This window comes from Cellulomonas sp. GbtcB1 (genome assembly GCF_019091725.1).
In the GTDB taxonomy this organism is placed as follows: domain Bacteria; phylum Actinomycetota; class Actinomycetes; order Actinomycetales; family Cellulomonadaceae; genus Cellulomonas.
Genome location: NZ_JAGXJG010000009.1, coordinates 91,214 through 103,556, shown reverse-complemented (window position 1 = coordinate 103,556; position 12,343 = coordinate 91,214). Strand labels below are relative to the sequence as shown.

8 protein-coding genes and 1 pseudogene are annotated in these 12,343 nt (G+C 74.9%); 5 read left to right on the top strand and 4 right to left on the bottom strand.

Features of this window, described 5'->3' with window-relative positions:
- A pseudogene (locus KVT14_RS05420) lies at positions 1-420 on the bottom strand (alpha-glucosidase/alpha-galactosidase); the annotation flags it as partial.
- Between the two features lie 173 nt (positions 421-593).
- Here KVT14_RS05420 and KVT14_RS05415 point away from each other — a divergent pair.
- The 5 genes from KVT14_RS05415 to KVT14_RS05395 all read left to right on the top strand — a co-directional run bounded on the left by KVT14_RS05415 (position 594) and on the right by KVT14_RS05395 (position 7,773).
- Positions 594-2,384: an ATP-binding protein gene (locus KVT14_RS05415; protein WP_217614736.1), complete on the top strand. Its 1,791-nt coding sequence runs from the start codon at positions 594-596 to the stop codon at positions 2,382-2,384.
- 175 nt (positions 2,385-2,559) lie between these two features.
- Positions 2,560-3,741 (top strand): mannonate dehydratase, encoded by a 1,182-nt coding sequence (gene uxuA / locus KVT14_RS05410; protein ID WP_217614735.1) that lies wholly within the window; start codon positions 2,560-2,562, stop codon positions 3,739-3,741.
- Between the two features lie 20 nt (positions 3,742-3,761).
- Positions 3,762-4,793, top strand: a complete 1,032-nt coding sequence (locus KVT14_RS05405) for a LacI family DNA-binding transcriptional regulator (protein ID WP_217614734.1) — start codon at positions 3,762-3,764, stop codon at positions 4,791-4,793.
- Positions 4,794-4,921: 128 nt separating this feature from the next.
- On the top strand, positions 4,922-6,358 hold the full coding sequence (uxaC, locus tag KVT14_RS05400) for a glucuronate isomerase (protein ID WP_217614733.1): 1,437 nt from the start codon (positions 4,922-4,924) through the stop codon (positions 6,356-6,358).
- Positions 6,355-7,773 carry a mannitol dehydrogenase family protein gene (locus KVT14_RS05395; protein WP_217614732.1) on the top strand — a complete coding sequence of 473 codons (1,419 nt, stop codon included), beginning with the start codon at positions 6,355-6,357 and terminating at the stop codon, positions 7,771-7,773. The genes uxaC and KVT14_RS05395 overlap by 4 nt, the downstream gene beginning before the upstream one ends.
- 172 nt (positions 7,774-7,945) lie before the next feature.
- Here KVT14_RS05395 and KVT14_RS05390 read toward each other — a convergent pair whose 3' ends face one another.
- Genes KVT14_RS05390 through KVT14_RS05380 form a run of 3 tightly spaced genes read right to left on the bottom strand, consistent with a single transcriptional unit; the run spans position 7,946 to position 12,295 of the window.
- Positions 7,946-10,054: a beta-galactosidase gene (locus tag KVT14_RS05390; protein WP_217614731.1), complete on the bottom strand. Its 2,109-nt coding sequence runs from the start codon at positions 10,052-10,054 to the stop codon at positions 7,946-7,948.
- Positions 10,047-10,742 (bottom strand): DUF624 domain-containing protein, encoded by a 696-nt coding sequence (locus KVT14_RS05385; RefSeq protein WP_217614730.1) that lies wholly within the window; start codon positions 10,740-10,742, stop codon positions 10,047-10,049. Before KVT14_RS05385 ends, KVT14_RS05390 begins: the two co-directional genes overlap by 8 nt.
- Positions 10,739-12,295 (bottom strand): xylan 1,4-beta-xylosidase, encoded by a 1,557-nt coding sequence (locus KVT14_RS05380; RefSeq protein WP_217614729.1) that lies wholly within the window; start codon positions 12,293-12,295, stop codon positions 10,739-10,741. Before KVT14_RS05380 ends, KVT14_RS05385 begins: the two co-directional genes overlap by 4 nt.
- Positions 12,296-12,343: the final 48 nt, after the last annotated feature.

The window sequence follows — 12,343 nt, the reverse complement described above, 5'->3', positions numbered from 1 at the left end:
GGCGTCGGGGCAGACCTCGCGCACGTCCCGGGCGATCTCGGAGATCACCGGGAAGGTCCGCAGCCCGCGGAACACGCCACCGACGCCGGTGGTGTCGCCGATGGTCTGCCGCAGCCCGTAGCGGGCGGGGATCTCCAGGTCCTTGCGCGTCCCGTCGACGCCGCCGACCTGGATCATGATGACGACCGCGGTCGCACCCTCGAGCATCTCGCGCCGGTCGAGCGACGCCGTCACGCGCACCGGCTTGCCCAGGCGCTGCGCGACGTGCTCCGCGGTGCCGCGGGCGATCGCGAGGCGGTCGGGGTCGATGTCCTGCAGGGCGATCTCCAGCTCGGGGAGGTCGTCGTAGCGCAGGATGTCGACGAGCAGCTGGCGGGTGAACACGGCGGATCCGGCGCCCAGGAACGTGATGCGAGTCATGCGTGCCATCCTCGGGGCGCGACCCGCGTTTATGCAAGGACCTGACGCGATCTGCAGGTTTCGCTCACGATCACGCATCACAAGGACCCGGGTTCGGCGACGACCGCATCGGCGGGACAGAGGTGTTTTGCAGTGTCTTGCACTCGCGCGACAGGTTTGCCAAACTGCAAAACATGGATGAGGACGCCGTCCGGGCGCAGGTCGAGCGGCTCAGACGGCTGGGCGCGGAGCCGACCGGTATCGAAGTGAAGGCCGCTGTCGGCGGGCTCCCGAAGACGACCGGCGAGACGCTGTCGGCGTTCCAGAACGGCTCCGGAGGGGTGCTGCTTCTCGGCCTCTCCGAGTCCGATGGGTTCGTCCCGGCTGCCGGGTTCGACGCCGCGCGCATCAGGGACGCACTGGCCGGTCTGTGCCATGAGGACATGGAACCCCCGATCCGCGCCGACATCGAGATCGTGCCGTTCGAGGACGGTCGGCTCGTCTACCTCGAGGTGCCTGCACTCGATCCGCTGCGTCGTCCCAGTCACATCCGCCGGAGAGGCCCCTACGGCGGGTCCTTCATCCGGAGCGGCGATGGCGACCGGCACCTCACCTCCTACGAGGTGACCCAGCTGCTGTCCAACCGGACACAGCCGGTCGACGACCGTGAGCTCGTCGTCGGAGCGCAGATGGCCGACCTCGACGCGGACGCCGTGGCAGCCTTTCTCCGCAGGCTCCGCCAGCTCCCGAACCGCGCGTTCCGCGATGTGACCGACGAGGTCGCGCTGACGCGGACCGGTGTCGTGGGTCCGGCGGACGACGGCACGATCCGCCCGACGCTTGCCGGCCTGCTCTCGCTGGGCAGCTACCCGCAGCAGTTCCTGCCGCAGCTCTTCGTCTCGTTCGTCGCGCTCCCCGGCCTGTCGCTGGGTGAGACATTGCCCGACGGGACGAGGTTCCTCGACAACGTCACCTGCGACGGCACCATCCCGGAGATGCTGGACGGCGTGATCGCGGCAGCACGGAAGAACATGCGGAAGGCCGCCGTCATCATGGGTGCGGGACGGGAGGACCGTTACGACTACCCCGTCGACGTCATCCGTGAGCTGGTGGTGAACGCGCTGCTGCATCGTGACTACTCCTCCGGCGCGCGCGGTATGCAGGTCCAGGTCGAGCTCTATCCGGACCGCCTCGTCGTGAAGAGTCCGGGTGGTCTCTTCGGTGACGTCGTCCCCAGTCAGCTGGGAGTCGAGGAGGTCTCCTCGACCCGCAACGCGACGCTCGCCCGCATCCTCGCCGACCTGCCTGGAGCCGACGGCATGCCGGTGAGCGAGAACCGCGGGTCCGGGCTGGCCCACGTGCTGCAGCGGCTGCGGCGCGCCGGCATGAGCCCGCCGACGTTCGATGTCACCCCCGGGCACGTCCACGTCACCGTGCCGCAGCATGCCCTGCTCGACCCAGATACCGTCGCGTGGATCAGCGCCCTCGGAGCGGCGAACCTGACGGACGAGCAGCACATCGCGCTCGCTCTGATGCGCAACACGGGATCGGTCTCGAACGAGATGCTGCGCGCATGGGGAGTCGAGTCGCACGCAGCGACGGCAGCCCTCCGAGGCCTGGTGCATCACGGGCTCGCGCTGAAGACCGGCGGACGTCGGTACGCGGCGTACGAGCTGGCGGACGTGGACGACGAGCCCGGGCTCTTCGCGGGACTCGACGACGCCGCTCCACCTCCGTCGTCCTCGTCGGGATCCCGACCTGCCGACGGTGCCCGCCAGGACAGCTCGCTCGAGGCGGTGGTCCAGGCCATCCGGGCGGGAGACGTCACCACGAAGGCGATCGCCGCTCGGCTCCGGATCAGCTACTGGACGGCGACCCGCCGGATCAACACCTTGCTGGAAGCGGGTCGCATCGATCAGACGGCCCCGCCGCACAGCCGGATGCGCACGTTCGTCGTGCGGGAGGGTGCCGACCCGACCTCGTGATCGGCGCCACGCACGCCCGCGAGGTTGTCGGACATGGCCACGTGCGTGCACGCACGCGCTGCCCAGGGCGCCGAGCAACTTCCGGCAACCGGTTGCCCCTCACCCTCCGCCCCGACGACGCTGCTGACCACGCGGGGCGGCACCGGCGCCGCCCCACACCCCGGGAGGGACGGCGATGGAGCACACCTGGCGCTGGTTCGGCGACCGCGACCCGATCACCCTGGCGCAGGTCCGCCAGACCGGCGCGACGGGCGTGGTCACCGCCCTGCACGACGTCCCGAACGGCGAGGTCTGGCCGGTCGAGGCGATCGAGGCGCGGCGCGCGCAGATCGAGGCGGCGGGCCTGGTGTGGTCGGTCGTCGAGAGCGTCCCGGTGCACGAGGACGTCAAGCGCGGCGGCCCGCTGCGGGACCGCGCGGTCGCGGCGTACCAGCAGACGATCCGGAACCTCGCGGCCTGCGGGATCGACCTGGTCTGCTACAACTTCATGCCCGTCCTGGACTGGTCGCGCACGGACCTCGGGTACCCGCTCGAGGACGGGACGTGGGCGCTGCGGTTCGACGCCGACCAGCTCGCCGCGTTCGACCTGTTCCTGCTCCGCCGACCCGGCGCGGCGGCCGAGTACGACGCGGAGCAGACCGCCCGGGCGCGCGCCGTGCTGGACGCGATGGACGACATGGCCCGGGAGCGGCTGGTCGACACGATCCTGCTCGGGCTGCCCGGCTCGGAGGAGCGGTACACGCTCGACGAGTTCCGCACCGCCCTCGCCACCTACGACGACGTGGACGCCGACGCGCTCCGCGCGAACCTGTCGTCGTTCCTGCGCGAGGTCGTGCCGGTGGCCGAGGAGGTAGGCCTGCGGCTGGCGATCCACCCGGACGACCCGCCGCGCCCGCTCTTCGGGCTGCCGCGGGTGGTGTCGACCGCCGAGGACGCGCAGCACCTGCTCGACGCGGCGCCCTCCCCCGCGAACGGGCTGACGATGTGCATCGGCTCCTACGGGTCGCGCGCGGACAACGACGTGGTCGCGATGACCCGGCGGTTCGCGGACCGCATCTACTTCGCGCACCTGCGGTCGGTGCGGCTGCAGGACGGCGGCCGGAGCTTCTACGAGGCCCCGCACGTCGCCGGCGACGCGGACATGGTCGCGGTGATGGCGGCGCTGGTTGCCGAGGAGCGCCGGCGCGAGCGCGAGGGCGGGCCGCGGCTGCCGATGCGGCCGGACCACGGGCAGCGGATGCTCGACGACCAGTTCCGCGAGACCTACCCGGGCTACTCGCTGATCGGCCGGCTCAAGGGGCTGGCGGAGCTGCGCGGGGTCGAGCAGGCGGTCCGCTCGCTGCTCCCGGCGGCGTAGCCGCACCCTACGATCGCGGCATGGTGGAGGCCGACGGGGGCAGCGAGCCGCGGGCGACCCGCGCGCCGACGATCTACGACGTCGCGCAGGCGGCCGGCGTCGCGGCCTCGACGGTGTCCCGGACGTTCGCGCGGCCGGGCCGGGTCAACTCGCAGACCGCGGAGCGGGTGCGCGCAGCCGCCGCGGCGATCGGCTACCGGGCGAACCCCGTCGCCCAGGCGCTGTCGACCGCCCGGACCCGGATGATCGCGGTCCTGGTGTCCGACCTGGCCAACCCCATCTACGCCGAGCTGCTGCGCGGCGCGCAGGTCGCGGCGTCCGCGGCCGGGTACGGGGTGCTGGTCGAGGACACCCGGGAGGACGCCGGGATCGAGCGGGAGACCGCGGAGCGCATCCTGCCGATGGTCGAGGGTGTGCTGCTCACGTCGTCGCGGATGTCGGACGCGGCGATCCGCGGCGTCGCCAAGCAGCGGCCGCTGGTCGTGATGAACCGCGGGCTCGCCGACGTGCCGTGCGTCGTGGCGGACGAGCAGCGGGGCGCGCGGCGCGCCGTCGAGCACCTCGGCGAGGCCGGGCACCGCGACCTCGTCTACGTCGCCGGCCCCGATGCGTCCTGGCCGAACGGCGCGCGGTGGCGGGCGTTCAGCGACGCGTGCCAGGAGCTCGACATCACCGGCCGGCGGCTCGGGCCGTTCGAGCCGACGTTCGCGGGCGGGTTCGAGGCGGCGCTGGCGCTCGGCGGCTCGCGGGCGTCCGGGGTGCTGGTGTTCAACGCGCTCATGGCGGTCGGGGTCATCCGCGGGCTGCAGCAGGCCGGGCTGCGGGTGCCCCAGGACGTGAGCGTGGTCGGGTTCGACGACGTGCTGATCGGCCAGATCGTCTCCCCCGCGCTGACCACGGTGTCGTCGCCGCTGCAGGCGATGGGCGCCACCGGACTGCGGAACCTGCTCGCGCTGGTGAACGGCGCGCGGTCCCGCGGGGAGCCCGTCGTGGTCCCGGCGCGGCTGGTGGTGCGGGAGTCGTCGGGGGCCGTGGCGGCACGCGCGGGCTGACGCCGGCCCGCCGGGCGGGACGGTCGCCGCGGGCGTCGCCGTGCGCCCGCCGCGGGTCGCCGCCCGACACCGGGGCAACTCATGGCAACCGCTTGCAGCCCCGCCCCGCCGCCTCGAACCATGGCCGCATGACAGCGCTGTCGACCCCCGTCGCCCCACCCCGGCTCGCGCCACACCCCGACCGGCTGCTGCCGGCGGACCCGGCGACGCGGTCGGTCGCCCGCGAGCTCTACGCGGCGGTGCGGGACCTGCCGATCGTGTCCCCGCACGGGCACGTGCCGGCCCGGTGGCTGGCCGAGGACACCGCGTTCCCCGACCCGACCGCGCTGCTCATCACGCCCGACCACTACCTGACCCGCCTGCTGCACGCGCGCGGCGTGCCGCTCGAGGACCTCGGCGTCGGGGTGGCCGACCCGACGGCCGCGCAGTCCCGGGCCGCGTTCCGGCTGCTGTGCCGGCACTGGCCGACGTTCCGCGGCACGCCGGTAAAGCTCTGGCTGGAGCAGGTGCTGGTCGAGGTGCTCGGCGTCGACCTGGTGCCGTCCGAGGCCACCGCCGACGACCTGTACGACGCGATCGCCGCCCGGGTCGCCGAGACGCGGTTCCGGCCCCGGGCGCTGTACGACCGGTTCGGGCTCGACGTGCTCGCCACGACGGACGACCCCTGCGACGACCTTGCGCACCACGCCGCGCTGCGCGCCGACCCGACCTGGCACGGCCGGGTCGTCCCGACGTTCCGCCCCGACCGGTACCTGGAGGCCGGCACCCCGGGCTGGGCCGACCGCGTCGACGCGCTGGGCGAGGTCGCCGGGACCGACACCGGCACGCTCGCGGGCTGGGTCGACGCGATGGAGCGGCGGCGCGCGCACTTCGCGGCGCGCGGCGCGGTGTCGTCCGACCACGGCCACCGGGACGCGGCGATGGCCCCCCTCGACCCGGCCGACGGCGAGCGGCTGTACGCCGCGGCCCGGGCCGGGACCGCGACCGCCGTGGAGGCCGAGGCGCTGCGCCGGGGCCTGCTGTTCGAGATGGCGCGGATGTCGAGCGAGGACGGCCTCGTGATGACGCTGCACCCGGGCGTCCGCCGCGACCACCACGCGCCGTCCCGCGAGCGCCTCGGCACCGACATCGGCGCCGACATCCCCGTGACCGTCGAGTTCACCGACGCGCTGCGCCCGGTGCTGCACGCCTTCGGCACGCACCCGCGGTTCCGGCTGGTCGTGTTCACGATCGACGAGACGACGTTCTCCCGCGAGCTCGCGCCGCTGGCCGGCTTCTACCCGTCGCTCTACGTCGGGGCGCCGTGGTGGTTCCTCGACGCGCCCGACGCGATGGAGCGGTACCGGGCGGCCGTCACCGAGACGGCCGGGTTCGCCAAGACCTCCGGGTTCGTCGACGACACCCGCGCCTACCTGTCCATCCCCGCCCGGCACGACGCGAGCCGGCGCGCGGACGCCGCGTACCTGGCGCGGCTCGTCACCGACCACCGGCTGACCCTCGACGAGGCGCACGAGACCGCCGTCGACCTCGTCACCACCATCCCGAGAGAGTCGTTCCGGCTGTGATCACCCTCCCCGAGCACCGCCTGACCACCCCCACCGGCCTGCGGCTGTCCCGCGCCGCCGGCCACGGCCGCCCCGCCGCGCCCGTGCGCGTCGTGCACCTGGGGCTGGGCGGCTTCTTCCGCGCCCACCAGGCCTGGTACACCGACAACGCCCCCGACGCCGCGGGCTGGGGCATCGCCGCCTTCACCGGTCGCTCCCGCACGCTGGCGGAGGCGCTGGCCCCGCAGGACGGGCTGTACACGCTGGTCACGCGGGCCGCCGACGGCGAGCGGTTCCGCGTCGTGTCGAGCGTGTCGGCCGCGCACGGCGGCGACGAGCACGACGCCTGGCTGGGCTACTGGGCGGACCGCGCCGTCGCGGTCGCGACCTTCACCGTGACCGAGGCCGGCTACGTCCGGACCGCGTCCGGCGCGCTCGACACCGACCGCGGCGACGTGCGGGCCGACGTGGCCGCGCTCCGCACCGACCGGCACGGGCCGGTGCGGACGGTCCCGGGCCGGGTGGTCGCAGGTCTGCGGCTGCGCCGGGCGACCGGGGCCGGGCCGATGACGCTGCTGCCCTGCGACAACCTGCCCGAGAACGGCGCCGCGCTGCGCCGGGTGGTGCTGGAGCTCGCCGACCTCGTCGACCCGGCGCTCGCCGAGTGGATCGGGGACCACGTCGCGTTCGGCACCACGATGGTCGACCGGATCACGCCCGCCACGACCGACGCCGGGCGCGAGGCCGTCCGCGCCGCGACCGGGCTCGCCGACGCCGCCCCCGTCGTCACCGAGCCGTTCTCCGAGTGGGTCGTCGCCGGGGAGTTCCCCGGCGGCCGGCCGGCGTGGGACGACGCGGGCGCGCAGCTCGTCGAGGACGTGCTGCCGTTCGAGCAGCGCAAGCTCTGGCTGCTCAACGGCGCCCACTCGCTGCTGGCCTACGCGGGCGGCGCGCTCGGGTACCGGACCGTGGCGGACGCGATCGCCGACCGCCGGCTGCGCGGCTGGGTCGAGACGTGGTGGGACGAGGCCGCCCGGCACCTGGACCTGCCCGCCGACGAGGTCGGCGCGTACCGGCGCGCGCTGCTCGACCGGTTCGGCAACCCGCGGATCGAGCACCTGCTCAGCCAGATCGCCGCCGACGGCTCGGAAAAGCTGCCGGTCCGGGTGGCGCCGGTGCTGGTCGCCGAATGCCGGGCGGGGCGGGTGCCGGCCGGGGCCGCCACGACGGTCGCGGCGTGGGCGCTGCACCTGCGCGGGCAGGGCGGTCCGGTCACGGAGGCGCGCCCGGAGCGGGTGGCGGGCCTGGCGGACGGCGACCTCGCGACGTCGGTCCGCGCGGTCCTGGACCGGCTGGACGCCGGGCTGGGCGGCCACGAGCCCCTGGTCGCGGCGGTCCTGGACCAGGCCCGCGCCCTGGAGTTCCTGGCCGCCTGACGCGCGCGGCTCCCGTCGCGGCGCGTCCCTCGCGCACTCCGCCGCCCTCGCGCGCTGACCCCCCTCGCGCGCTGACCCTCCTCGCCGAAACTGCATCTCGCGTCTGTGCGCGGACGCCGTCGCACAGTCACGAGATGCAGTCTCGGCGGAAGGGGGCCCGGGGCGGCGGGCGTCAGCTCCGGCGGAGGACGACCACGGCCGCCGGGGCGAGCGTCACGCGCTCGCCCGCCGTCCACCTGCGGTCCGTCAGGAGGTCTGTGCCGTCGGCGTGCGCCTCGATCGTCACCGGCTCGGTGCCGTGGTGCAGGAGCAGGTCGACGCGATCGCCGGTCGTCGTGATGCGGGTCGCGAGCTCCAGGCCCGGGACGTCGGCGTACGGGCCGAGCAGGTCGTGCCGGGCCAGCGCCGCTCGGACGACGTGGGCCAGGCCCTCCTGGGCGAGCTCGGTGCCGAGGTACCAGACGTGGCCCTCGGCGCCGCCGGCCGCAGCGCCCAGCACCGGCACCCGGTTCCGGGTCACCGCCGGCTCGCCCGCGTAGAAGTCGGCGCCGTACCGGGCCATGACCTCGGCGCCCTCGGGGACGAGGACCTCGAAGACCATCGACCCGTCGACGGTCGGCGCCCCCGCCCCGACGAACGCCACCGGGTTCACCACCCCCGGCTCCGCCGCGTCCGTCTCCGCGACCCGCACCCCCGCGAGCCCCGCCAGCGGCCCGGGGACGTCGGCGAGGAACCGCCGGTCGTCCTCGTCGACCCGCCCGGACAGGTACCCGGTCAGCACGGTCCCGCCGCGCGCGGCGACCTCCGCGAGCCGCGACGCCAGGTCGCCCTTGACCATGTGCAGCAGCGGCGCCGCCACCACGTCGTACCCCGACAGGTCGGCGGTCACCGGGACGACGTCCACCTGCGCGCCCGCGTCCCAGAACGCCCGACCCCACTCCAGCAGCGTCGGCAGGTACTCCACGAGCCGGTTCGGCCCGTCGGCCATCTCGACCGCCCACCACGAGTCCCAGTCGACCAGCAGCGCCGTCCGCGCCGGCGTCCGCGCACCGAGCAGCACATCACCGAGCCGCGAGAGCTCCTCCCCCAGCCCCGCCACCTCCCGGAACGCCCGGGTGTCGAGCCGGCCGGAGTGGTCGAGGACGGCCCCGTGGGTCATCTCGCACGCACCGCGGGACGCCCGCATCTGGAAGAACAGCACCGAGTCGGCCCCGTGCGCGACGGCCTGCCAGGACCACAGCCGCATGATCCCCGGCCGGCGGACCGGGTTGACGTCCCGGGACGCGGTGACCGTCGGGGTCTGCTCCATCAGCCAGAACGGCGCGCCGTCCTTGAGCCCGCGCATCAGGTCGTGGGTCAGCGCGGTGCGCCAGGGCTCGTCGCTGCGCGGCGGGTAGTTGTCCCAGGACGCGAAGTCGAGGTGCGGGGCCCAGCGGTGGTAGTCGAGCGGCTGGAAGAAGCCCATGAAGTTGGTGGTCACCGGCAGGTCCGAGTGCGCGCGGATGGCGGCCTTCTCCTCGGTGAACTGGCGGATCGCGTTGTCGGTGCTGAACCGGTAGTAGTCGAGCGTGATGCCCTGGAACGCCGTGTACCCGCGACCCTTCCAGTGCTCGGTGAGCGCGCTGGGCGGCTCGATCTCGTCCCAGTCGGTGAACCGGTGCGACCAGAACGTCGCGTTCCACGCCTCGTTCAGCGCGTCGAGCGTGCCGTACCGGGCGCGCAGCCAGAGCCGGAACTCGGCGGCACACAGGTCGCAGTAGCAGGCCCCGCCGTCGCCGCCGTACTCGTTGCCGACGTGCCAGGCGATGACGGCGGGGTGGTCGGCGTACCGCTCGGCGACCCGGCCCGCGATGCCCGCGGCGAGGCGCCGGAACGCCGGGGACGACCAGCACGCGTTGTGCCGCTGGCCGTACCGGTGCTTGCGCCCCTCGAAGTCGACGCGCGTCACCTCCGGGTACGCCCGGGCGATCCACGGCGACAGCGCGCCGGTGCCGGTCGCGAGGCAGACCTGGCGGCCCTCGTCGGCGGCGCGCTGCACGATCTCGTCGAGCACGGTGAAGTCGAAGGTGTCCTCGGCGGGCTGGGTCAGCGACCAGCTGAACACCCCGAGGGTCACGGTGGTGATCCGGGCGGCGTCGAACGCGGCGTAGTCGGCGTCCCAGACGTCCTTGCCCCACTGCTCGGGGTTGTAGTCGCCGCCGTAGGCGATCGACGGGGTGCGCGGCAGCCGCGCCGGGGTCGGTGCGGGCGCGGGGGTGCGCAGCGGCGTGGCGTCAGACATGGACGGTGAACCTCTCGGTGACGTCGGCGACGAGCGGGCGGGCCATGGCGTGCAGCAGCAGCACGCCGGCCCAGGCGAGCAGCACGGTGACCACGTCGAACGCCAGCACGGTGACCGCGGCGCCGACCAGGAGCAGGCACAGCACGCCGAGGCTGAACCGCCACTGCGGCACCATCTCGGCGAGCGCGATCCGCACGGCGTCCCGCAGCCGGAACGCGAACCGCGCCTGCAGCACGGCCAGGTGCCCGCCGACGACGACGAGCAGCGCCGCGAGCACCAGGCCCGCCGGGCGCAGCGCGGCGCCCCCGGGCACGACCTCGGCGTGCGCGGCGTTCACCGCCAGCACGGCGAGGACGGCCAGCAGCGGCGCCCACCAGGCGAGGGTGCCGAGGGCGTCGCGCCGGTACGCCCGCCAGAACCCGCGCGCGGGCGACAGGTCCGGGTCGACCTCCCAGGCGCGCGCGGCGGCGAGCCCGGCGACCACCGCGGGCCCGACGGGCAGCAGCGCGGCGGCGAACAGCGGCAGGTTGGCGGCGGACCGGTCGAGCAGCACGACGAGCACGGCGGTCGGCAGGGTGGTCAGGATGAGCAGCGCCTCGAGGACGAGCACCCGGTAAAGGGCGGCGGCCCCGCGGGACAGCGGGCCGCGCCCGACCTCGTCGTCGGTCCAGACCCGGGCGGCGCTCACCGCGCACCCCCGGCGCCGTCGGCCCCACCCGGCGACGCAGCAGCCCCCAGCAACCGCGCGTCGTCCGTCCACGCCGGCGCCTGGTCCGGCGCCCCGGCCACCTCGACCAGCGCGATCCCGTGCCGCCCGAGCGCCACGTCGACCACCCACCGCCCGGCGGACGCCGACACCCGGCGCACGGCCAGCGCCGGCACCGACGCGTCGTGCAGGTCCGCGAGCGCCCGGTGGTCCGGCGCGAGCGGGCTGCCCATCGCCTGCCAGGCGGTGCGCACGTTCCCCCGCTCGGCGTCGACGTGCCGCTCGGTGACGACCGCGGGGCCGGCGCCGGGCAGGTCGAGCCGGACCCGGTGCCCCGCCTCGGCGGGGGCGGCGCCGTCGAGCGGCTGCCAGAGCAGCGCCGTCACGCGCCCGTCGGGGTGCCGCGTCACGAGGTGGTCGGCCCCCCGGGCCAGCACCGCAGACCCGAGCCGGGCCAGGAAGGCGTACAGGTGGAACACCGGCTTGCGCAGCTGGCGGTGCCCGAGCAGGCCGAACCCGCCGTGCAGCGGCGCGGTCGGGATGCCGACCTCCTCGAACACGTCGCAGAGCGTCCAGTAGGAGAACGAGTCGACCAGGTCGCCGCCGCCGGCGAGCACCGGCGCGAGGTAGGCGGCCTGGTACGCGGTGTCGTGGATCGGGTTGTCCGGCCGGTACGACGAGGAGAACTCCGTGATGTGCACCGGCAGCCCGGCCAGCGCGGTCCCGGCCAGCAGCGACCGCGGCGTGGCGAACTGGTCGAGGAGGTCCTGCGGCGGCCGCAGCGTCTGGTAGGTCCCGAACGGCACGTGCTGCGCCGGCCCCGAGGTGTACGCGTGCTTGCTGACGAAGTCGCACGGCACCCCGGTGTCGGCCACGTGCTCGGCGAACCGCGGCAGCCAGTCGTCGGCGCCGGGCGACACCGCGGGCCCGCCGACGGGGATATCGGCGTCGACGTCCTTCACGGCGCGCGCGGTCGCGTCGTACAGCCGGTGGTAGGCGGCCTCGTCGGCGCCCTGCCAGAAGAACGGCAGGTTCGGCTCGTTCCACACCTCGACGGGCCAGGTGCGGACGGTCTCGATCCCGTACCGGTCGACCAGGTGCCGCAGCAGCGCGCGCACCAAGTCGGCCCACGCGTCGTGGTCCCGCGGCGGCGTCACGTTGCCGCGCCACCAGAACTGCGTCTGGTCGCCGGACGCCAGCGCGGCCGGCATGAACCCGAGCTCGAGGAACGGCGCCATGCCCGCGTCCAGCCAGGTGTCCACCACCAGGTCGAGGTAGGCGAACCCGTACCGGGTCCCCGACCGGCCCTCGTGCGACCAGGGCTGCACCAGCCCCATGTCGTCGTGCAGGATGCCGTGCGCCCGGGTGGCCCCGAACCCGATCTCGTCCTGCACCACCGCGAGCGAGTCGCGGTAGTCGGCGTGCAGCACCTCGCGGGTGCGGCCGGTGCCGACGCAGGCGCGCCAGGCGGGCGGCAGGGTGCCGACGGGCTCGGACGGGACGACGACGGCGGCGGGTGCGCCGGTGCTGGTCATGGTGGCTCTCCGGTCGGGGGTGGGGACGAAGCTCGCCGCCGTCCCGGG